The organism is Limnohabitans parvus II-B4 (assembly GCF_003063455.1).
GTDB classification, from domain to species: domain Bacteria; phylum Pseudomonadota; class Gammaproteobacteria; order Burkholderiales; family Burkholderiaceae_C; genus Limnohabitans_A; species Limnohabitans_A parvus.
This window is the reverse complement of the sequence record NZ_NESN01000001.1, coordinates 690,334-710,796: the sequence shown is the minus strand read 5'-3', so window position 1 is coordinate 710,796 and position 20,463 is coordinate 690,334. Positions and strand designations below refer to the sequence as shown.

21 protein-coding genes are annotated in these 20,463 nt (G+C 57.7%); 14 read left to right on the top strand and 7 right to left on the bottom strand.

All coding sequences use genetic code 11. The features are described 5' to 3' along the window. Positions 1 to 54: 54 nt before the first annotated feature. The 4 genes from B9Z37_RS03280 to B9Z37_RS03265 form a co-directional block, all read right to left on the bottom strand. A complete protein-coding gene (locus tag B9Z37_RS03280) occupies positions 55 to 546 on the bottom strand; it encodes a hypothetical protein (RefSeq protein WP_240606602.1) in 492 nt (163 codons plus the stop codon). A 62-nt stretch (positions 547 to 608) separates the two neighbouring features. Next, entirely contained in the window at positions 609 to 2,126 is a 1,518-nt protein-coding gene (locus tag B9Z37_RS03275; protein ID WP_108311577.1) for a TRAP transporter large permease, read from the bottom strand. Positions 2,127 to 2,172: 46 nt separating this feature from the next. Next, positions 2,173 to 2,712 (bottom strand): TRAP transporter small permease subunit, encoded by a 540-nt coding sequence (locus tag B9Z37_RS03270; RefSeq protein WP_108311576.1) that lies wholly within the window; start codon positions 2,710 to 2,712, stop codon positions 2,173 to 2,175. A gap of 198 nt (positions 2,713 to 2,910) precedes the next feature. Beyond that, positions 2,911 to 4,032: a substrate-binding domain-containing protein gene (locus B9Z37_RS03265; protein ID WP_407067214.1), complete on the bottom strand. Its 1,122-nt coding sequence runs from the start codon at positions 4,030 to 4,032 to the stop codon at positions 2,911 to 2,913. Positions 4,033 to 4,160: 128 nt separating this feature from the next. Here B9Z37_RS03265 and B9Z37_RS03260 point away from each other — a divergent pair, with 128 nt between their 5' ends. The 3 genes from B9Z37_RS03260 to B9Z37_RS03250 are packed head-to-tail and all read left to right on the top strand — an operon-like array spanning position 4,161 to position 6,435. Continuing rightward, a complete protein-coding gene (locus B9Z37_RS03260; protein WP_108311574.1) occupies positions 4,161 to 4,904 on the top strand; it encodes an ABC transporter permease in 744 nt (247 codons plus the stop codon). Then, the gene (locus tag B9Z37_RS03255; RefSeq protein WP_108311573.1) at positions 4,901 to 5,623 is read left to right on the top strand and encodes an ATP-binding cassette domain-containing protein; all 723 of its coding nucleotides are present in this window, start codon (positions 4,901 to 4,903) and stop codon (positions 5,621 to 5,623) included. The genes B9Z37_RS03260 and B9Z37_RS03255 overlap by 4 nt, the downstream gene beginning before the upstream one ends. 14 nt (positions 5,624 to 5,637) lie before the next feature. After that, positions 5,638 to 6,435: an extracellular solute-binding protein gene (locus tag B9Z37_RS03250; RefSeq protein ID WP_407067219.1), complete on the top strand. Its 798-nt coding sequence runs from the start codon at positions 5,638 to 5,640 to the stop codon at positions 6,433 to 6,435. 5 nt (positions 6,436 to 6,440) lie between these two features. On the opposite strand, the gene B9Z37_RS03245 is transcribed toward B9Z37_RS03250, so the two are convergent. Continuing rightward, positions 6,441 to 7,556 carry a helix-turn-helix domain-containing protein gene (locus tag B9Z37_RS03245; protein WP_108311571.1) on the bottom strand — a complete coding sequence of 372 codons (1,116 nt, stop codon included), beginning with the start codon at positions 7,554 to 7,556 and terminating at the stop codon, positions 6,441 to 6,443. A gap of 157 nt (positions 7,557 to 7,713) precedes the next feature. Here B9Z37_RS03245 and B9Z37_RS03240 point away from each other — a divergent pair, with 157 nt between their 5' ends. The 5 genes from B9Z37_RS03240 to B9Z37_RS03220 all read left to right on the top strand — a co-directional run bounded on the left by B9Z37_RS03240 (position 7,714) and on the right by B9Z37_RS03220 (position 12,114). After that, positions 7,714 to 8,190, top strand: coding sequence for a 4Fe-4S dicluster domain-containing protein (locus B9Z37_RS03240; protein WP_108311570.1), 477 nt, complete (start codon positions 7,714 to 7,716; stop codon positions 8,188 to 8,190). A gap of 28 nt (positions 8,191 to 8,218) precedes the next feature. Beyond that, on the top strand, positions 8,219 to 10,066 hold the full coding sequence (locus tag B9Z37_RS03235) for an aldehyde ferredoxin oxidoreductase family protein (RefSeq protein ID WP_108311569.1): 1,848 nt from the start codon (positions 8,219 to 8,221) through the stop codon (positions 10,064 to 10,066). Positions 10,067 to 10,177: 111 nt separating this feature from the next. Then, positions 10,178 to 11,518, top strand: coding sequence for an NAD(P)/FAD-dependent oxidoreductase (locus B9Z37_RS03230; RefSeq protein ID WP_108311568.1), 1,341 nt, complete (start codon positions 10,178 to 10,180; stop codon positions 11,516 to 11,518). 15 nt (positions 11,519 to 11,533) lie between these two features. Further along, positions 11,534 to 11,788, top strand: a complete 255-nt coding sequence (gene thiS, locus B9Z37_RS03225) for a sulfur carrier protein ThiS (protein WP_108311567.1) — start codon at positions 11,534 to 11,536, stop codon at positions 11,786 to 11,788. 26 nt (positions 11,789 to 11,814) lie between these two features. Beyond that, positions 11,815 to 12,114 (top strand): hypothetical protein, encoded by a 300-nt coding sequence (locus tag B9Z37_RS03220; protein ID WP_108311566.1) that lies wholly within the window; start codon positions 11,815 to 11,817, stop codon positions 12,112 to 12,114. Between the two features lie 295 nt (positions 12,115 to 12,409). Here the strand turns inward: B9Z37_RS03220 and B9Z37_RS03215 are convergent, their stop codons facing one another. Next, positions 12,410 to 13,123: a Crp/Fnr family transcriptional regulator gene (locus B9Z37_RS03215; protein WP_167394307.1), complete on the bottom strand. Its 714-nt coding sequence runs from the start codon at positions 13,121 to 13,123 to the stop codon at positions 12,410 to 12,412. A 127-nt stretch (positions 13,124 to 13,250) separates the two neighbouring features. Between B9Z37_RS03215 and B9Z37_RS03210 the strand changes: the two genes are divergently transcribed. From B9Z37_RS03210 to B9Z37_RS03185, 6 genes are read left to right on the top strand one after another with little or no spacing between them, the layout of a single operon-like run. Next, positions 13,251 to 14,219: a tripartite tricarboxylate transporter substrate-binding protein gene (locus B9Z37_RS03210; protein ID WP_167394306.1), complete on the top strand. Its 969-nt coding sequence runs from the start codon at positions 13,251 to 13,253 to the stop codon at positions 14,217 to 14,219. Positions 14,220 to 14,252: 33 nt separating this feature from the next. Next, positions 14,253 to 15,824, top strand: a complete 1,572-nt coding sequence (locus B9Z37_RS03205) for a sulfatase family protein (RefSeq protein ID WP_108311563.1) — start codon at positions 14,253 to 14,255, stop codon at positions 15,822 to 15,824. Between the two features lie 21 nt (positions 15,825 to 15,845). Beyond that, positions 15,846 to 16,655 (top strand): alpha/beta fold hydrolase, encoded by an 810-nt coding sequence (locus B9Z37_RS03200; protein WP_108311562.1) that lies wholly within the window; start codon positions 15,846 to 15,848, stop codon positions 16,653 to 16,655. Between the two features lie 16 nt (positions 16,656 to 16,671). Beyond that, complete coding sequence (locus B9Z37_RS03195; RefSeq protein ID WP_108311561.1) at positions 16,672 to 17,640, top strand: Bug family tripartite tricarboxylate transporter substrate binding protein; 969 nt, start codon at positions 16,672 to 16,674, stop codon at positions 17,638 to 17,640. 12 nt (positions 17,641 to 17,652) lie between these two features. Continuing rightward, positions 17,653 to 18,378, top strand: coding sequence for an alpha/beta hydrolase (locus B9Z37_RS03190; RefSeq protein ID WP_108311560.1), 726 nt, complete (start codon positions 17,653 to 17,655; stop codon positions 18,376 to 18,378). A gap of 3 nt (positions 18,379 to 18,381) precedes the next feature. Beyond that, complete coding sequence (locus B9Z37_RS03185) at positions 18,382 to 19,821, top strand: sulfatase-like hydrolase/transferase (RefSeq protein ID WP_108311559.1); 1,440 nt, start codon at positions 18,382 to 18,384, stop codon at positions 19,819 to 19,821. Between the two features lie 252 nt (positions 19,822 to 20,073). Here B9Z37_RS03185 and crcB read toward each other — a convergent pair whose 3' ends face one another. After that, positions 20,074 to 20,463 carry a fluoride efflux transporter CrcB gene (gene crcB, locus B9Z37_RS03180; RefSeq protein ID WP_108311558.1) on the bottom strand — a complete coding sequence of 130 codons (390 nt, stop codon included), beginning with the start codon at positions 20,461 to 20,463 and terminating at the stop codon, positions 20,074 to 20,076.

Here is a 20,463-nt window from a genome sequence, read left to right as displayed (position 1 = left end):
ACTCGTGAGTCAAAACTTTCTGGTGCGACGGCGGACGTTCACCCGTGCGACGAATTACATGCTGCGAAACGCTTTCAACTCAGTGCTTAAGCGCTTGAATTCCTCGACCATGTCCGGGTCGCAGGCGTAAATGACGGTGAATTTGCCCATCAGCGTCCTGAGATACAGGCGGGGTGCGACCAGCCAGTCCAAGCCTGGCACTCTGATCAGTTTGGCATAAGCCAAATCGCGCAGCTCCACTTTTTTGTCCCAAATCCAGGTTTGCTCCAGCCCGTTGGATGTGAGGGTTGTTTTGCCCATTAACAAATGACCAACGGTGTAGGCCATGATGCCCCAAGCTGCCCAGAGCCAGAGGTAGTCAGTCGTGACCATTTGTGCTCCATGCAGTTGATAAGCCCAAAAAGCCAGACCCGATAGCAGCGCGACGGCCATGATTTTGAATGGCCTGCTGAACGCTGGTGAAACCATGGGCTCGTGTTGGGGAACAAAGCGGAAAGGGGCAGGCCCTAAATGCGCCATCAGTTCGGGTGTGTGGTTCGATGTCATGTGGTGTCTGGTGCATGAAAAAACGCCTCGATATCGAGGCGTTTTTAAAGATTCAAGCGGCTTTATTTTTTAAATAAATCATCAATTTTGTCCTGCGCGTCCTTGTCGGATTTGTCAAGGTCGGCGCTCGAGGCAGGTGTATCAGCGTTGAAGGCTGGCGCACTGTCTTGAGGCATTTCAATGACCACTTTGTCAATGTCCACTTTGACTTCTTTGTCCAAGAAGGCCGTGACCGTCTGCGGCACAAAGATCACCACCACGACCAGCAAGATTTGCATGATCACCCAAGGAATCGAGCCCATGTAGATGTCACTGGATTTCACGGCCACGGGAATACGCTTGTCCTTGAACAAGGTGTCAGCAATACCACGCAGGTAGAAAAGTGCAAAGCCAAAGGGCGGATGCATGAAGCTGGTCTGCAAATTCACACACAGCAGCACGCCGAACCAGATCAGGTCAATGCCCAGTTTGTCAGCCACAGGGGCCAGCATCGGCACGATGATGAACGCGATCTCAAAGAAGTCCAAGAAGAAGGCCAGGAAAAACACAAACAGGTTCACGACGATCAAGAAACCCACTTGGCCGCCAGGCAAACCGGTAAGCAAGTGCTCCACCCATTTAGCGCCATCCACGCCTTGAAACACTTGGCTGAAGACGCGTGAACCAATCAGGATGAATACCACCATCGCTGTCAAGCGCATGGTGCCATGCATCGCTTCCCACAGCAGAGCCCAGTTCAAGCGCTTATGCATGGCCGCCAAGATCAGCGCACCCACCACGCCCATAGCGCCCGCTTCAGTCGGCGTAGCCAAGGCCGAGTCCTGGAAGGGTAAACCGCCCATGGAGCCCAGCACAGTGAAAATCAGCACAGCTGACGGGATGATGCCTTTGAGACATTTCCCCCAAAGTGCCCAACCGTTGATGGTTCGGTCTTCTTTGGGAACGCCGGGCAGATAGTCTGGCTTGATGCGGCTCAGGGCGAAGGTGTAGAGCGCAAACATGGCGATCTGGATCAATGAAGGACCCCAGGCGCCTTTGTACATGTCACCCACGGGCTTGCCCAACTGGTCGGCCAAAACCACCAACACGAGGGATGGCGGTACCAACTGCGTGATGGTGCCCGAGGCTGCCAACACGCCTGTCGCGTAGCGCATGTTGTAACCATAACGGATCATCACGGGTAAAGAGATCAGAGCCATGGCGATGACTTGACCCGCTACGGTGCCCGTGATGGCACCCAAAATGAAGCCCACAATGATGACCGAGTAACCCAAGCCACCGCGCACAGGTCCAAAGAGTTGGCCCATGGAGTCCAGCATGTCTTCGGCCAGTCCGCACTTTTCAAGGATGGTTCCCATGAAAGTGAAGAAGGGGATCGCTAGCAACAAGTCGTTGCTGAGGATCGAGAAGATGGAGATGGGCAAGTTGCTCATGAAGGCAACAGGGAACCATCCCATTTCAATGGCGTAAAAACCACTGGCCAATCCCAAGGCTGCCAGCGAAAAGGCGACCGGGAAACCCACCAGCATCACCACGACAAGGCCCGCGAACATGATCGGGGCGAAATTTTCCATTTGCATTGGTTGTCCTTGTTATTCTGTTCAGAGTGATTTCAGATTGCGCAGGTCATTGCAGGGGTTTTTCGTAGTGGGTGTCCATGGCGTATTGACCAGTCAGGTAACCGATGCGCTTGATCAACTCCGCCAGACCTTGTAACCAAACCAGAGCGAAACCCAGTGGCAAGGCCAGCGTTGCGGGCCAGCGGATCAGTCCACCCGCGTTTTGGCTCATTTCACCTGACACCAAGGTGTTCATGAAATAAGGGAAAGACAGCCAAGCCAAATAGCCCATGATGGGCATCAAGAAGACGATGAAGCCGAAGATGTCTACATAAACAGGGGCGTTCCCTTTGAGTTTGCCGTAAATCAGGTCCACACGGACGTGCTCGTTGACTTTGAGTACGTAAGGTGCTCCGACCATCACGACCCATGCAAACATGTACCACTGAATTTCGATCAAACCGTTGGAACTCCAGTCAAAGCCATAGCGAATGAAGGCGTTGCCTGCACAAATCATGGCGGCCAAGAATACGGCCCATGAGGCCAGTGTTCCAAAGCGATCACTCAGCCAGTCCATGAAGCGTGCAAATTTGAGTAGGGCAGTCAAGACATTTCTCCAATCAATAAGTACAAAGGGCCATGAAATGCCCCTTGAGCAAAGTCTGAACTTTGCGACGGTGCCAATGGTAACAATGCGCACGCCTGTGATGGGCGTTTTTGGGGTCGGGTAGCTTGATATTTGCGGCGATTGGATTGAATTTCCGTCAAACGGCCCCCAAATCTTCCTTTTTGTACGTGGTATCCCTTACTGTGCTCGCTTGCCTGTGCGGTGCGTCCACCAAGGCAATCGCTCCTTGAGGGATTGCACTTGACCTGATTCAGAGTTTGTTTGGTAGCCAGGGAACTGGTTGAGTTGATCGGTCCAGATTCGCGACTGAAGAAGTTTCAGTAGTTGCTGTACAGGTGGGGAGTCGATAGCACTTTTGAGGCAAACCAGCCAGTAGTCTTCTTGCGCCAAGGGGATGAAGTCCAGCCCTTGTGCTTGTGCAGCCGACTCGATGCCCAGGCCCACATCCGCCTGCCCTGCCGCAATGCTGGCGGCCACAGCAGCATGTGAAGGCTCTTCACATTCATAACCCAAGATGTTATGGGTATTGAGTTTGTCCGCCGCCAGCCATTGGTCCAGCAGCAAGCGTGTGCCTGTGCCTGGGCTGCGATTGACAAAACGCACACCCGGTCGAAGGAGGTCTCCCAATTTCAGCAACATCAAGGGATTGCCCGGTGGCACGATGAAACCTTGCTGGCGCCCGGCAAATCCGATCAGTTTGTGCAAGCCAGTTTTGAGCAAGGGCTTGTAGGTTCGAGCCACCAGTGAATCAGCGCTAGGGTGTGCTGGAGCGTGAAAACCCGCCATGATGCATCGTCCTTCATTCAAGGCGCGGATCGCGTCCACGCTTCCACAAAAGCGCATGTCCAAGTGCAGCGATTGGCGAGCGCTGTGTTCCCTGAGTTTGACCAGTGCATCGTCGTGGCTGGCGTAAACCGTCAACAAATGGCTGCCAGGGTCAAAGGCCACGGCAAAGGTTTTTTCCAGCTCGGCTTGTAAGGCGCTGATTTGGGGGGCCAGTCGGGCTTGGGCCTGGCGCTCGGCCCACAACAGCTTGTCGGCGAATTCCGTCAGGCGGGCGGCTTGGCCTTTTTCCCACACGATCAAAGGCTGGCCGAGCACTTGTTCCCAGCGCTTGAGTTCGCCCCAGACATGGCGATAGGACAACTGCAAAACGCGGGCTGCACCTGCAATGGAGCCGGTTGCCCGCACGGCTTGCAGCATGTCCATCAAGGGGTTGCGCAAGGGGCTGGTCTGGTCACGCTGCTCGAGCTGCGCTTGGTGGGGTGTCCAGCTGTAAGAGAGGTTGATGTGTTGCACGGCCACGAGTGTGCCTGATTCCGGGAAGGGTCTGAAGGGCGATGAGTGCGCAACCTATGTAATGCATTTCATAACGGACATCCCTTAGCGGCCCGGCTGTTTTCGTCCGGTAGCATCCATGGCAACGTATGAACACCTTTTCCGACAGCGTCTTGGCGGCGTTGAGCCTCGTCACTTCTTTTGATCCTGCCCTGTGGGTGGTCGTCACCCGGTCCTTGGCCGTCAGTGCCACGGCTTGCCTGCTGGCTTATGGCGTGGGGGTGGCCTTGGGGGCCTGGCTGGCGGTGTCGCGTTTTCGAGGCCGGGGTGCTGTGCTGGTGGGTTTGAACACTTTGCTGGCGCTGCCATCGGTGGTGGTGGGCTTGGTGGTGTATTTGCTGCTGTCCCGCACCGGGCCTTTGGGCTTTTTGGGCTGGATGTTCAGCTTCAAGGCCATGGTGCTGGCCCAGTTTATTTTGGTGGTGCCCGTGGTCACAGCGCTCACGCGCCAAGTGGTCGAAGACGTGGAGCGCCAGCATGGCGAGCAGTGGGCCTCGCTCGGTGCTGGGCCTTGGGTGCGCAGCTTGTTGTTGGCTTGGGACGAACGGCTGGCCTTGCTCACCATTGGCGTCACCGCCTTTGGTCGCGCCATTTCAGAGGTGGGCGCGGTGATGATCGTGGGCGGCAACATCGACGGTTTCACGCGCGTCATGACGACCGCTATTGCATTAGAGACCAGCAAGGGCGATTTGCCGCTGGCGCTGGGGCTGGGCATGGTTTTGCTGGCCGTGGTGCTGCTGCTCAATGCGCTGGTGGCAGGTCTGCGCCTGTGGGGTGAGCGGCGCAACGCCCGACCCGCGCCTGTGGACCGCGTGCCAGGGGCGCTGGCATGAGCACTGTGCAAATCAGCTTGAACGCCGTGAGCGTGCACTTGGGGGCGCAAGCAGCCTTGACGGGCGTGAGCTTGCGCATCGAGGCGGGTGAGCGCGTGGCGCTGGTGGGGGCCAATGGCTCGGGCAAGAGCACTTTGCTGCGCACCTTGCATGGGTTGGTGCCACCCACCCAAGGCCAAGTGCTGAAAGCGCCGGGTGTGCGCCAGGCCATGCTGTTCCAAAGACCGCATTTGTTGCGCCTGTCGGCCTTGAACAACGTCACGCTGGGTTTGTGGTTGGACCGCGCACGGGGCCTGCGTTGGGCGGCCGCACAAGCGTTGGCGCTGCAGGCTTTGCAGCGCGTGGGTTTGCAGTCTGTGGCGCAGCAAAACGGCCGCCAGTTGTCGGGCGGGCAGCAGCAGCGCTTGGCCTTGGCCCGCGCTTGGGCACGCCAGCCCGATGTGCTGCTGCTGGATGAACCCACGGCCAGCCTGGACCCGCATGCCAAACGCGAAGTCGAAGCCCTGATGGCTGACTTTGCTTGCAGCCAAGAGCGCCCGCTGACTCTGGTCTGGGCCAGCCACAACCTGGGCCAAGTCAAGCGCCTGGCCACCCGCGTCATTTATCTGGAGTTCGGTCAAGTGATGGCCGACTTGCCTGTGGCCGATTTTTTCAACCCCGCCGTGCTGGCTCAATGCAGCCCGGCAGCCCATGCTTTTGTTCAAGGAGAACTTTCATGACCTTTCCATCTTCTATGACCCGTCGCGCTCTGGTGTGTGCGGTTTTGGCCACCTCCTCGGTGTGGGCGCAAGCCCAGTCCATCGTGATGTCGTCCACCACCTCCACCGAGCAGTCGGGCTTGTTTGCCCACCTCTTGCCCGCCTTCAAAAAAGCCAGTGGTTTGGATGTGAAGGTGGTGGCCTTGGGCACGGGCCAGGCGCTGGACATGGCCCGTCGCGGTGACGCCGATGTGGTGTTTGTGCACGACCAGGTGGCCGAAGAAAAATTTGTCGCCGATGGCTTTGGCATCAAGCGCTTGCCTGTGATGTACAACGACTTTGTGCTGATCGGTCCCAAGGCTGACCCGGCAGCCACCAAAGGCAAAGACATTGTGGCGGCCTTGGCCAAATTGTCGGCAGGCAACGCAGCCTTTGTCTCGCGCGGTGACAAGAGCGGCACGCACGCGGCCGAATTGCGTTTCTGGAAGATGGCCAACTTGACCGATAAAAAAGGCAGTGGCTACAAAGAGTGTGGCTGCGGCATGGGTCCTGCTTTGAACATCGCCGCATCTTCAGGTGCTTACGTCTTGGCCGACCGCGCCACTTGGTTGAACTTCAAAAACCGCGCCGATTTGGCTATTTTGGTGGAGGGCGATCAGCGCTTGTTCAACCAATACGGTGTGATGGTGGTCAACCCTGCCAAGCACCCGCACGTCAAGCAAGCGGATGCGCAAAAGTTTGTAGATTGGGTGACTTCAGCCGCAGGCCAGGCCACCATCGCGGATTACAAAATCGGTGGCGAGCAGTTGTTCTTTCCTAACGCCGCTAAGTAAACGCGTCAGCGGCCCTTGGGCTGGCCCAATTTGCGGTAAACCGTGGCCCGGCTGATGCCCAGATGGCGCGCTGCTTCGGCCACGTTCCCATGGGTCCGGTTCACGGCCTCCCGGATCATGTCGGTTTGAATGTCCTTGAGGTGCTTGCCGTTCGCCGTTTGCTTACTCATGAGCGCAACAGGTGCAGGCGTGCCCGGCCTAAAGGCTTGCGTCTGCAAGCGCAAGCCAGACCACAGCGGCAACTCTAGAGGCTGGTCTTGTCGGCCCGCGGAGTCAAACAAGCCTTCCCATGGCGTGGCAAACACATCGCTCGCATGCAAGCTTTGGCCAGGCGTCTCGGGCAACAGAGACAGCATTTGCCTGGCGGTGGGGTTGGCACCGAGGATGAGCCCATCCGGGTCCAGAGTCAGCAGACCATCGCTGTCATCACCTGGCTGGTTGCCAGGCCAATTCAGGCGCAGTACCAAAGCGTGTGCCGTCGACATCAACCAGCTGTTTTCGATGCTGCGAGCAGATCGACGCACCAAGTGTTTCAGGGCGGGGCGCTCCATGGTTTCAACGCCGGTCAAGTCGAGCATGCCCGCGCACACGCCGTCGGGCCCAAAAACAGGGGCACCTGCACAGCTATAGGCTCCCGTGTCCTTGAAGAAGTGTTCACCTCGGTGCAGCCATACCGGTTGCAATTGGCTCAGTGCTGCGCTGATGGCGGTGGTGCCCACTGCTTTTTCGGACAGGTCTACGCCGATGCGGGTGATCACATCGGCCCGGCGATCGTGGCGGTCCACCGGACCATGCACATCCACCACAATGCCTTCGGCATTGGTCAGGATGGCAAAGTAGCGGATGTCGGCGATGGCCCTGGCCAACTCGGCCAGGACGGGTTGTGCGGCCTGTACCAGCGGTTGACTGGTTTCTTGTACGCGGCGCATGTGCTGGACCGAAATCGCATCAAAGGCCACTTGGCGCTCGGGTTGCAATCCCATCGACAGGCAGCGTTGCCAAGACTGCGTGATCCAGCCGGGTACGTCTGTAGCCGATGAAGCGTTTTGCCCGTTTAAAACCACCTCACGCGCTTGCTCAATGCGCTGAAGGCGGTCGTTGGCAGATGAGGTCAGTGGCATGTCAGGGTGTGTATCAACTTGAGAATTCTTGATGCTGACCCTGCTCGAACTAGGGTTTCTACCCAAAAGACCTGTGGGCAAGCACGTCAACAATGGCTATGCATTCTGATTCATAAGTGCAGCTTTGAAAAGGCTGCCACACCACCAGGAGATCCACATGCAGAAAGTCCTGCACATCAATCCGGACAAATGTACCGGCTGCTTGCAGTGCGAAATGGCCTGTTCTTTTGAGAACTACGGCACTTACGCCACCTCCAAGTCGCGCATCAAGGTGTTTGACTTCCACCACACCGGTAAAAAAGTGCCTTACACCTGCACGCAGTGTGACGAGGCTTGGTGTCTGCATGCCTGCCCTGTGGAAGCGATCACGGTGGACAAAGCCACTGGCGCCAAAGTCGTCAACGAGTCCACTTGTGTGGGCTGCAAGGTCTGCACCATCGCCTGCCCATTTGGCACGATCAACTATGTGCAAGAGACCGGCAAGGTGCAAAAGTGCGACCTGTGCGGCGGCGACCCGGCCTGTGCCGACGCCTGCCCGACCGGTGCCATCACCTTCGTCGATGCCAACTGGACCGGCATCGACAAAATGAAACAGTGGGCCGACAAGTTGGGCAATCAGCCCACTGCCGGTTAATCCCCCCCCACCCATAAGGAGCATCAACATGTCTTGGGCTGGAAAAATTCTCCGCGTCAACCTGACAGCGGGCACCGTCAAATCTGAACCGCTGAACATGGAATGGGCTAAGGCCTATCTGGGTTCTCGCGGACTGGGCAGCAAATACCTGATCGACGAGGTCGACCCCAAAGTCGATCCGCTGTCGGCCGACAACAAAATCATCTGGGCCACGGGCCCGCTGACCGGCACCATGGCCTCCACCGGTGGCCGCTACACCGTCATCACCAAAGGCCCGTTGACGGGTGCCATCGCCTGCTCCAACTCGGGCGGCTATTGGGGTGCCGAGTTGAAGATGGCCGGTTGGGACATGATCATTTTTGAAGGTGCATCGGCCAAGCCGGTCTACCTCTACATCAACGACGATGTGGCCGAGCTGCGTGATGCCGGTCACCTGTGGGGCCAAAGCGTCTGGAAGACCGAGGAAATCCTCAAGTCCAGTCTGCAAGACCCATTGCTGCGCGTCTCGAGCATCGGCAAGGCCGGTGAAAACGGCGTGCTTTATGCGGCCGTGGTGAACGACCTGCACCGTGCGGCAGGTCGCTCGGGCGTGGGCACCGTCATGGGCAGCAAAAACCTCAAGGCCATCGCGGTGCGCGGCACCAAGGGCGTGGGCAATGTGCAAAACCCCAAGGCCTTCATGGCTGCGGCCAAAGCGGCCAAGAAGGTTCTGGCCGACAACGCTGTGACCGGTCAGGGCCTGCCCGCTTATGGCACTCAGGTGCTGATGAACGTGATCAACGAAATCGGCGGCTTGCCTACCCGCAACCACCGCGATGTGCAGTTTGAAAGCGCCAAGGACATTTCTGCCGAAGCCATGATCACCCCGCGTGAAACCGATGGCAAAAAGCACTTGGTGACCAACCAAGCGTGTTTTGGTTGCACCATCGCCTGCGGTCGCATCAGCAAGATGGACGAGGGCCACTTCTCGGTCAAAAACAAGCCCGAATACTGGGGCGCATCGGGTGGCCTCGAATACGAAGCCGCTTGGGCCCTGGGCGCAGCCAACGGCGTGAAGGACCTCGAAGCCTTGCAATACGCCAACATGATTTGCAACGAAGAAGGCTTCGACCCCATCAGCTTCGGCGCCACCATTGGCGCGGTCATGGAGCTCTATGAAATGGGCGTGCTGACCAAAGAGCAAATCGGTGTGGAAGCACCGTTCGGCTCGGCCGAAGCTTTGTGCGAATTTGTCGACATGACCGCCAAGGGCGTGGGTTTTGGCAAAGAAATTGGCTTGGGCTCCAAGCGCCTGACCGCCAAATACGGCCACCCCGATTTGTCCATGAGCGTCAAGGGCCAAGAGTTCCCTGCCTATGACGGTCGCGTCATCCAAGGTATTGGCCTGGCGTACGCCACCTCCAACCGTGGTGCCTGCCACCTGCGTGGCTACACCATCGCGTCTGAAGTGCTGGGCATTCCGGTCAAGACCGAGCCCACCGAGCACGAAGGCAAGCCAGAACTGGTCAAGGCCTTCCAGGACGCCACAGCGGCGTTTGACTCGGCTGGCATCTGCATCTTCACCAGCTTCGCCTGGACACTGGCCGACGTGGCCCCTCAGGTGCAAGCCGCTTGCGGCGAAGAGTTCACCATGGAGCACCTGGCCCACATTGGCGAGCGCATCTGGAACATGGAGCGCGAGTTCAACAACGCTGCAGGCTTCACCAAGGCCGACGACAACCTGCCCAAACGCCTGATGACCGAAGCCGCCAAAACCGGCCCCGGCAAAGGCATGGTCAGCAAGTTGACAGAAATGTTGCCCAAGTACTACGACGCACGCGGCTGGGATGGCGAAGGCCGCCCCACATCGGCCACCAAGGAACGTCTGGGTCTGTGACCTTGCCCCTGTAGGAGCGGGCCTCTGCTCGCGAAGCTTTCACCGTAGGGGTGCGCTTCTACAGGAATCCAAGCGGCCTGCGGGCCGTTGCCTGTTTCTGGAATCTGATTCATGACCCACCATGTCATTTTGGGCGCTGGCCCTGCAGGCGTCATTGCCGCTGAAACCATCCGCAAACACGCTCCCCACGACACCATCACCCTGGTCGGAGATGAGCCCGATGCGCCTTACTCGCGCATGGCCATCCCTTATTTGCTGATCGGCAACATCGAAGAGCAGGGCACCTACCTGCGCAAGAGCGCCACCCACTTTGACGATTTGCGCATCACGCAAGTCAAGGCCAAAGCGACGCGCGTTGATGCGGCGGGCAAAACGGTGCATCTGGACAACGGCCAGTCGATGGCTTTTGACAAGTTGTTGATCGCGACCGGCTCGCACCCGGTGCGCCCCCCGATTACGGGCATGGACTTGCCCGGCGTGCACCCCTGCTGGACGCTGGAAGACGCCCGCGCCATACAGGCGTTGGCCAAGCCCGGCGCTCGGGTGTTGCAAATGGGCGCAGGCTTCATTGGCTGCATCATCATGGAAGCGCTGGCCGCGCGTGGCGTCAAGCTGAGCGTGGTGGAGATGGGAGACCGCATGGTGCCCCGCATGATGGGCCCGGTGGCCGGTGGCATGATCCGCGACTGGTGCGAGGCCAAAGGCGTGCAGGTGTTCACCGGCACCAAGGTCGAAGCCATCAGCCAAGGTGCAGAAAAAGGCTTGCTCGGCAAGTTGGCTTCTGCTGTGGGCTTGGGGTCTGACGAAGCGGGTGGCCCTCTGCAGGTCCGCTTGTCCAACGGCCAAACCGTCGAGGCCGATCTGGTCATCAGCGCCACGGGCGTGCGACCAGCGATTGGCTTTTTGAAGGACAGCGGCATCACCTGCCTGCAAGGCGTGTTGACCGACCAACACCTGCAAACCAATGTGCCCGGCATTTACGCGGCAGGTGACTGCGCCGAAGCGTTTGACATGGTCAGCGGCAAAACGATTGTGAGCGCCATCCAGCCCAACGCAGCCGAGCAGGCCCGTGTGGCCGCTCTCAACATGCTGGGCCAAAAGACCCAGCTCAAAGGCGTCACTCAAATCAACGTGCTCGACACCCTGGGATTGATCTCCACCAGTTTTGGCAATTGGGAAGGCGTGGCCGATGGCCAGTCGGCCGTGTTGACAGACAAGGCAGTAGGTCGCCACCTGAGCTTGCAGTTCAAGGACGATGTGATGATCGGCTGCAACAGCGTGGGCTGGACCGAGCATGTGGGCGTGATGCGTGGCTTGGTCGAAGGCCAGGTGCGCCTGGGCGACTGGAAAGACCGCCTGATGCACGACCCAACCAAGCTGATGGACGCCTATCTGGATTGCGCACAGGGTCAAGGGCGATGGAGCGGTGCGCAAGACGCGCGTCGTCGATGAAGTGACAATCTGCGCATGAACATCACTTTCAAATTGTTTGCCACGCTGACCGATTACTTGCCCCCCGAAGCCCGGCGCAGCAACCAGGTGACCCTCGATGTGGCTCAGGACGCCAGCATCAGTCAGATCATTGAGCCCTATGGCATGCCGCCTAAGCTGGTGCATTTGGTCTTGGTCAATGGCAAATACATCAAACCTGAAGACCGGGGCACCACCACCTTGGTCGACGGTGATGTCCTCGCCATCTGGCCCCCCGTGGCCGGTGGTTGAGCACAGCACACGCGGCGACCCAACCCATGCAGTCCTACTACCCCGAGCGCTTCGAGCGCGACATGGGCACCAGCGAAACCGAATGGTTGACGGCCTTGCCCCGCGCCTTGGGCGAGCACGCCTTTGAACTGGGAACCGGCCAAGCACGCGTACAAATCGATGACGGCCATCTGCAACTGCAATGGCGCATCCTGCCCCCACGCGTGATCGCGCTGCTGCGCTTGCAGCGGCTGGCCGTGTCTTTTGTGTTTGAAGGCGTGGAAGAGGATGCGCGTCAACGCTTCATGAAGCGTTTTGATTTGACGATGCAGCGGGGTGGTGGTTGATGGTGGGGTGAGTGGCTGCTTCAGGCTGAACGCGGACCATCGCTACGAGCAGGTGACCGGCAGAAGCCGACCTACAGCGGCCGTTTGACCTATCGGTGCAATGGTGTGTTTTTCGGGAAAGCAGACATATAGATTGGGTACGGGATTAATTGGAGAGAAAATCAACTGGTAGTTGATCGATCATTCGCTACTGAGGGCCATGGTTCATCTTTTTGAATTTTCGACTGTTTCCAGCTATTTGACCCTTGAAACAAATTGAGAACACCCTTTTGATATTTGTAAAGTTTCGCGACGTCTAGTCGGACCTTTCGATCAATCCTCGCAAATTCAACACCTCAATCCAGCCGCGCCCCAGTTTCAAAACGCCATCACCTTCCAGCGCTTTAAGAGCAATGGAGGCCTTCGGACGGCTGATGCCGCAGCTGGCAGCTATTTGCTCATGCGTAGCGACGACGACGTTACGCCCGTCGGATCGGCTTGGCAAATCAGCCGCCATGCGCGCCAAGCCAGCACAAAGGCGGGTTTGCACGCCTCTTGCAGCCCAATTGCGCTCACGTGCTTGCACCTCACGCAGGCGCTGACCGAGAAAACCCACCAACATTAGCAGCAAACCCTGATCATTCAGCAGACAAGTCTCAATGTCTTTCAGCGGTAGCCATTGAATGGTGCTGGGCTCTCCGACCACCAAGTCACTCCCGCTGGGCAGCTGGTTGAACAAGTAAGAAAGAAAAGCCATTTCACCCGCGCGAAATGAAATGGGAACGATTTGCCCGCCTTGGACACCCGGCACATGCGCAACAGCATCGAGGCGACCGCTCATGACGAAAGGCAGTTGCGTCACGCGATCTCCCGCTTTGCACAAGCTCACCCCTGCAGCAAATCGGTGCAGCGGCCTGCTCTTGAAGGCCAGCGGTTGCGCAAGGGCGTTCGCAAACTTGCGGCTCAATTGACGGCTTTGCAAAAGTTCTGCTGCGAAGCGATCACTGGAATGCAGTTGATTAGGGGTCATCCCTGTATTGTTCCCGAAGATACTGAAGCGCGCTCCAGCCCGGCACATGATCGTTTTATTCGCAAATGGCCTTCACCGCGAATATGCCCACACCAATGCTGATTGCAGCTTCCTTGAAAGGATCATCATGTTGAACCGTCGCCACTGCTTGACCTACATCGGAACCAGCGCTGTCGCAGGCCTCTCGCCCAGCCTGGCCTTTGCGCAAGGCAAACCATTGAAAATCCTCGTGGGTTATCCCGCAGGGGGGGCGGTGGATGTGGTGGCTCGCCAAGTCGGTGAGGAACTTCGTGCCGCAGGCTACAACACGGTCATAGAAAACCGAACGGGTGCCGCTGGGCAACTGGCCACCGAGGCGATGCTTGCTGCTTCTGCCGATGGCAGCACGATTGTGATGATGCCAGGGGGCAATGCGACGATCTTCCCGCATGTCTATCCAAAACTGCGTTATTCGATGAGTGATCTCGCACCGCTGGCAGGTGTTTGCTCTTTCCAGTTTGCTTTGGGTGTCGGGCCGGGCACACCTGCCAAAACACTCAAGGAGTTTGTGGATTGGGCCAAGGCCAACCCTGGTAAGGCCAGCTACGGCACGCCGGGTGCTGGCACGGCCATGCACTTCATGGGTGTGATGTTTGGGCGCAAGGCTGGCATCGATTTTCAGCATGTGCCCTATCGCGGCGGTGCAGCCGCTATGACGGATGTGTTGGGTGGGACGATTCCCTCCCTCTCCACGACGCTCCCCAACCTGGTGACGCATCACAAGACCGGCAAGCTTCGCATTCTTGGTTTCAGCGGAGACAAGGCCTTGCCGGGCCTGTCGGGCGTGCTCACGTTCAAAGAGCAGGGCTACCCCGAATTGCAGCTGAACGAGGTGTTTGCGTTTTTTGCATCGAGCAAAACGCCGAAAGCGATCCAACTCGAACTGGAAGCCGCGATTGTTGCTGCGGCGCGCAGCCCACGCTTGGTTGCTGCCATTGAAAAGCTGGAGTTTGATTCTGACGTCAGGTCTTCGGCTGATTTGGCGCGCCACCTCAAAGACGATTTTGAACGCTGGGGCCCTGTCATCAAAGCCACGGGGTACACCGCAGATAACTGATGCACATCCATTCGCTAACCTGGGTGACACGATTTGAAACGACCTAATATTTTGCTGATCATGAGCGATCAGCACCGCGCTGATTGCTTCGGATTCGAAAGCCGCAGGGTGCGCACGCCGCATCTTGATTTGCTGGCCCAACAAGGCACGCGATTCACCCAATGCATCACACCCAATGTGGTGTGCATGCCCTCAAGAAGCGCCATCTTGACCGGTATGCTGCCGCTGACGAGTGGCGTGCACGACAACGGTATCGATCTGGACGAGTCCATCGCGGCGGGAGGCTTTGCCGGATCACTGAGCCAAGCGGGCTACGACACGCGGTTCATCGGCAAGGCGCATTTTTCGAGCAACCATTCCTATGCCAACCGTCCCACCGGTCGCTGCGAGAACATTCCCAGTTCGCATTTGTTCGCCGACGATTGGCGCGGCCCCTACATGGGCTTTGAACAGATCGAGTTGATGCAGTTGGGGCACAACTATTGGCTGCCCGAGGCCAGCCCCGGCGGCTTGCATTACGAGCGCTGGTACCACCGCGATGGCTTGGGGGCCATGAAAAACGCCCTTTACAGCCAGCGCCTTGATCCGCAAACGCAGGCTTCGCAAACTCACAATAGCGCCCTGCCCACGGCTTGGCACAACAGCACTTGGGTGGGAGACCGCACGGTCGAGTACATCGCTGAGCAAGGGCGGCGTCAGCGAGAAGCCACCGATGCACAAGCGACAGCACAGCCGTTTTGCGCGTGGGTGTCTATGGCTGATCCGCATCATCCTTTTGACGCACCTGCGCCTTGGTGTTGGATGCACCGCCCAGATGAGGTGGATCTGCCACCGCATCGGCTTCGAGACTTGGACAAACGCCCCTGGTGGCACAGAGCCGCACTGGAAAACACGCCCGGTGGCACACCAGAAAGCCGAAAAGTGCGTGAGGAATACTCGCGCATGCCACCGCAAACCGATGCGCAGCTGCGAGAAATCATTGCCAATTACTACGGCATGATTTCTTTGGTGGACCACCAAGTGGGGCGTATCTTGTCTGCGCTCGACGATGCTGGCTTGACTGACAACACGCTCGTTGTGTTCACCTCTGACCACGGTGAATTTCTGGGTGATCATGGCCTCATGCTCAAAGGCCCGATGCATTACGAAGGCCTGCTGCGCGTCGGTTTGATCATGCGCGGCCCCGGTATCGCCGCTGATCAGAAAAACGACCAACCTGTATCCACGCTAGATCTGGCCGCCACCTTTGGCGACTATGCAGCCACACCCGTGCCCTCTGCCGTGCACAGCCAAAGCCTGCGCCCGCTGCTCACCGGCGTTGGCAACGCAGAGCGCGATCACGCCTACAACGAATGGCGCTTGGGCCCATCGCGTTGTGGTGTCGCCTTGGACTTGCGCACTGTGCGCACCCGCAGCGCCAAGCTCACGCTTGAATTAGACAGTGGGGTCGGTGAAATGTATGACCTGAGCAACGACCCCTACGAGTGCGTCAATCTGTTTGACGATCCAAAGCATCGCGGCCTCCGTGAAGAATTGATACAGCGGCTCATGAGCCGCCCCAACGATATCCGCGTCCCACTGCCTGACCCCGTTGGCCCTGCCTAAATTTACGTAAGGAGACTCAGCATGAAATTAGAACGCCGTACGGCGATCATCGGTGCCGCAACCACTGCTTTGGCTCTGCACGGCTGTGGCACGACTCAAAATGCAAACACTAGGGATAAAGCCAGACACTATGTTCTGTTGCACGGCGCATGGCACGGGGCGTGGGCATGGTCCAAGGCTGCACCATTGATCCGCCAGGCTGGGCATGAAGTTTCGGTGCCGACGCTGTCCGGCCTGGGTGAGCGCAGCCATGTCGCCGCAGGCATCAGCGGGCTAGCCGTACATGTGCAAGATGTTGTGTCACATCTCATGATGGAAGATTTACGAGATGTGGTCTTGGTAGGCCACTCCTATGCGGGCTGCGTTCTTTCGGGCGTGCTTGCCGCACGCACGGGCCGCGTGGCGCATGCGATTTATCTGGATGCATTTGTCCCACTACAAGGGCAAGCGATGTCAAACTTTTTGCCTCCACCAGTGAAGGCGGACTTTGAACGGCTTGCAGCTCAAAACGCAACAGTACCCGTGCCCCCGGTCGCAACTTGGGGCGAACGATGGGGCTTATCGGATGGCGCATTGATCGCTTGGTCTCAGCCCCGTATGACGGCGCAAGCAGCAAGAAGTTTTACCGAGCAGGTTGCAGGCGATCCAATGGCTGAACCAATTCGACGTACCTATTTGAAATGCAGCACCAATCCCAATCCGCAATTCAAAGCAATCGCAGCGGGCATCCAAAAAGACAATCGTTTCAAGTACGCCGAGGTCGAAGGCCATCATGACGTCATGCTGATTGACCCACCACGTTTTGTTTCATCGTTGTTGTCACTGGTTTAATTCAAAGGAGATTGATATGTTGAATCGCCGCACATTTACCGTTTATAGCGCTACCGCCGCTGTAGGCGCACCGGCCCTTGCGCAATCTGATCCCCTTCGCATCGTTGTTGGATTTCCGGCAGGTGGCATTGTGGACATCATTGCGCGTGAATTGGGGGAGGCCATGAAACCGCACCTGGGTGGGCGCGCAGTGGTGGTGGAAGCAAAACCAGGTGCGGGAGGCCGAATTGGTGTTGCAACCGTCAAAACGGCCGCTCCCGATGGCAATGCCGTGCTGCTGACACCCTCGTCGATCATGACACTTTACCCACATGTCTTTAATAAACTGGGCTACGACACCTTAAAAGACTTGACACCTGTCAGCACAGTTTGCATGTCTGCAAACGCGCTTGCGGTAGGCATGCACGTTCCGGTGAAGACACTGGGGGAATTCATTGCTTGGTGCAAAGCCAACCCCAAAGAGGCGTCTTATGCATCACCTGGCGCTGGTTCTGCCCCACATTTTCTCGGTGCTCAAATTGCGAGTGCCGCAGGTATCGAGATGCTGCATGTGCCCTACAAAGGCGCCCCCGATATCCTCAATGACTTGTACGGTGGGCGAATTTCCTCTTTCGTGACAGCGCTTTCTAATGCAGTTCAGCCCCACATGGGCGGAAAGATGCGTGTTCTAGTGACGACATCGCCCAAGCGCAGCTCGGTTTTGCCCGATGTGCAGACTGCAGCAGAAGCCGGATACCCACAGCTCTCGGGCATGGAGTGGTTTGGTTTGTTGGCACCAGCAGGGACCAGCCCCGAACGCGTCGCGGTACTTAATTCTGCGGTCAGCAAAGCCATTGCAAGTGATCGCATCAAGGAAGCCTTTGGCAAATTGATCATGGAGCCCTCATCGAGCAGTCCGACTGAATTTGCTCGCATGATTAAGGCCGACATAGATCGCTGGGGTGCTACCGCCAAACGCTTGAACTATCAGCCTGTTGATGCGTAAAGCCAGACTTGAATGAGCACATTTGTACTGATTCATGGCGGTTGGCATGGGGGCTGGTGCTGGCGCAAGGTCGCTAAAAATTTGCGAACTGCAGGGCATGAGGTGTTCGCGCCTAGCCTGACTGGCATGGGTGAGCGCGAACACTTGTGGACGCCAGAAGTGGGATTGTCCACACACACCCAGGATGTTTTGAATTTGATTCATTTTGAAGAGTTAAGCCAAATCATCTTGGTAGGCCACAGCTATGGGGGCACGATCATGACGCTTGTGGCGGATCAAATTGCTGTCCAAATCGATGCGCTTGTTTATGTTGATGGGGTCATTCCCGAAGAGGGCGTATCGGGATGGATGGCATTTCCCGAGCAACGCAGGTCCGACATGCTTGCTGACGCGAAAAAGCTAGGCGGCGAGCGCATACCTTCACCTGACCCATCGATTTGGGGTGTGACTGAAGCCCAAGATGTAGCTTGGCTGCGTGCGCTTTGTTCGCCGCATCCCCTCAAGACAATGCTGGATGTGCCTCAATTGGGCCAGGCTTGGACCCGTGTTCGTAGCAAGCACTACATTTTGGCGGGCATGAACAACAACCCACGCTTTCGAACGCACTTCAACTCGGCGCAAAGCCAAGCGGACTGGACCACCGAGGTCATTGATGGGGGCCATGATTTGATGGTCACACACCCGAATGAACTCAGCAACGCGCTGGATCGGGTTGCCCGAAGCGCCCGAGAGCATTAATCAATGACATCTGATCGCCACAACACATTGATTTTGCTCACCGACGAACAAGATGCGCTGGTGATGGGGTGCGCTGGACACCCATTTGTCAAGACCCCCCATCTTGATGCGCTTGCAGCCCGAGGTACGCGATTCACCCAAGCCCTCACACCTTCGCCCATCTGCGTCCCTGCACGGGCCGCGTTGGCCACAGGGCGCTGGGTGCATGACATCGCCTATTGGGATAACGCCATGGGCTATGACGGACGTGTGGCCGGTTGGGGGCATGCACTGCAAGTTGCTGGTCACTGCGTGGAGTCGATTGGCAAATTGCACTATGTCAATGCCACTGCACCCACTGGCTTTAGCAAGCAGCACGACCCCTTGCATCTGGCCGATGGCATCGGTCAGGTCTGGGGCTCGGTGCGCAACCCCTTGCCCAGCACGCCCCGCCCATCGCGGCTGTTCACCGAACTGGGTGCCGGGGAGTCCAGCTACAACCGGTATGACATCTCGTCGGCAGAGCACGCAGCGCAGTGGCTGCATGACAAGGCCGCCGAGAAAGAAGCTGCGCCATGGACCTTGTTTGTCGGTTTCGTCGCGCCACATTTCCCATTGGTCGTACCCCAACGCTACCTCGATGCCATCGACATGGATGCCATTGCCGACCCACGGCTACATCCGCTCAGCGGCTATCAGCGTCACCCGTGGGTGCAGCGGCATGCGGATTTTTCAAATGCAGACGATGAGTTGGGCACACCTGAGCGCCGCCGCTTGGCTTTGGCTTGCTATTACGCTTTGACATGCTTCATTGACGAGCAAATCGGCAAAGTGCTTGAAGCGCTTGGACAAACCGGTTTGCAAACATCCACCCGAGTGATCATGAGCAGTGATCATGGCGACAACCAAGGTGTGCGCGGGATGTGGAACAAATCAACGCTCTACCGCGAAGCCACCCATATCCCTTTGATCTTGGCTGGGCCAGGAATCCCTGAAGGCAAGGTCTGCGCGACCCAAGTCAACCTGGTTGATATCGCTCCGACCTTAATCGACAACGCGAACCTGCCCGCAGACCCCACGCTGCCGGGCCGATCGCTTGTGGCGATCGCCAACGAGAACGATGATCCAGAGCGTATCGGCTTCAGCGAATACCACGCCGTGGGCTCACCCAGCGCAGCCTATTTGGTGCGACAAGGCCAGTGGGCGTATCACCACTACGTGGGCTATGAACCAGAATTGTTTGACATGTCGGTTGATCCAGGACAAACCGTTGACCTCGCTGCTAAAGATGGTTATCAGCCGATCCGCAAACACATGGAATCGCTTTTGAATCACATGCTTGACCCAGAAGTTGCCGACCAGAACGCCAAGGCCGATCAAGACGCGTTGGTCGCGCGATTCGGTGGCCGGGAAGCCGCTTTGGGCAAAGGCCCAATGGGCGCAAGCCCAGTGCCGTTGATCTGACGTAGGCTATACCAAACGTCAATAAGGCCAAGTCGATGGCCTCGACTCAAGGGTGGCCCGAATTTTGTGTAAATGGGGCGAGTGTTCAACCATTGGTGTCCGTACTCCAAATTGGACGATCACAGGTTGTGACCGCTTTGGAGAAATTCACCTGAATTTTCAACACCTCACGAAAGACCTATCGCCACGTCGATGTCTTTAACGATGTAAAGCCAAATAGCCGCTACCGCTGCAAACCCGCCACTCGCTCGATTACCGCGCCCAGAGAAGACCTACGGTTTTAAGTCCCAGTACCGTGAGGGCCAATGAACCGAACAAGTGCATGCTGGCCGTACCTGCTGCCAGCGCAAAGCGGCCTTGTTGCAGCATGGAGACCACTTCGGCCGAGAAGCTTGAAAAGGTGGTCAGGGCGCCTAAAAAACCTGTGACCAGTGCCAGTCGCCAAACCGGGTCCAACTCCGGCAGTTGCTGAAACACCCCCACGCACACACCCACCAAGTAGCCGCCGATCAGGTTGGCCGCCAGCGTGCCCAAGGGCATCAATCCCGCACTGACACTGGCAGGGTTGAGCCACAAACCCAACTGCCAACGCGAGAGGGCCCCCACGCAAGCGCCGAGACAGATCGCGATCACTGTGAGCAT

Coding starts and splice junctions, on each gene's coding strand:
- B9Z37_RS03280 (WP_240606602.1), bottom strand. CDS start 546: ATGACATCGAACCACACACCCGAACTGATGGCGCATTTAGGGCCTGCC.
- B9Z37_RS03275 (WP_108311577.1), bottom strand. CDS start 2,126: ATGCAAATGGAAAATTTCGCCCCGATCATGTTCGCGGGCCTTGTCGTG.
- B9Z37_RS03260 (WP_108311574.1), top strand. CDS start 4,161: ATGAACACCTTTTCCGACAGCGTCTTGGCGGCGTTGAGCCTCGTCACT.
- B9Z37_RS03255 (WP_108311573.1), top strand. CDS start 4,901: ATGAGCACTGTGCAAATCAGCTTGAACGCCGTGAGCGTGCACTTGGGG.
- B9Z37_RS03250 (WP_407067219.1), top strand. CDS start 5,638: ATGACCCGTCGCGCTCTGGTGTGTGCGGTTTTGGCCACCTCCTCGGTG.
- B9Z37_RS03245 (WP_108311571.1), bottom strand. CDS start 7,556: ATGCCACTGACCTCATCTGCCAACGACCGCCTTCAGCGCATTGAGCAA.
- B9Z37_RS03240 (WP_108311570.1), top strand. CDS start 7,714: ATGCAGAAAGTCCTGCACATCAATCCGGACAAATGTACCGGCTGCTTG.
- B9Z37_RS03235 (WP_108311569.1), top strand. CDS start 8,219: ATGTCTTGGGCTGGAAAAATTCTCCGCGTCAACCTGACAGCGGGCACC.
- B9Z37_RS03230 (WP_108311568.1), top strand. CDS start 10,178: ATGACCCACCATGTCATTTTGGGCGCTGGCCCTGCAGGCGTCATTGCC.
- thiS (WP_108311567.1), top strand. CDS start 11,534: ATGAACATCACTTTCAAATTGTTTGCCACGCTGACCGATTACTTGCCC.
- B9Z37_RS03220 (WP_108311566.1), top strand. CDS start 11,815: ATGCAGTCCTACTACCCCGAGCGCTTCGAGCGCGACATGGGCACCAGC.
- B9Z37_RS03215 (WP_167394307.1), bottom strand. CDS start 13,123: ATGACCCCTAATCAACTGCATTCCAGTGATCGCTTCGCAGCAGAACTT.
- B9Z37_RS03210 (WP_167394306.1), top strand. CDS start 13,251: ATGTTGAACCGTCGCCACTGCTTGACCTACATCGGAACCAGCGCTGTC.
- B9Z37_RS03200 (WP_108311562.1), top strand. CDS start 15,846: ATGAAATTAGAACGCCGTACGGCGATCATCGGTGCCGCAACCACTGCT.
- B9Z37_RS03195 (WP_108311561.1), top strand. CDS start 16,672: ATGTTGAATCGCCGCACATTTACCGTTTATAGCGCTACCGCCGCTGTA.
- B9Z37_RS03190 (WP_108311560.1), top strand. CDS start 17,653: ATGAGCACATTTGTACTGATTCATGGCGGTTGGCATGGGGGCTGGTGC.
- B9Z37_RS03185 (WP_108311559.1), top strand. CDS start 18,382: ATGACATCTGATCGCCACAACACATTGATTTTGCTCACCGACGAACAA.
- crcB (WP_108311558.1), bottom strand. CDS start 20,463: ATGCTCACAGTGATCGCGATCTGTCTCGGCGCTTGCGTGGGGGCCCTC.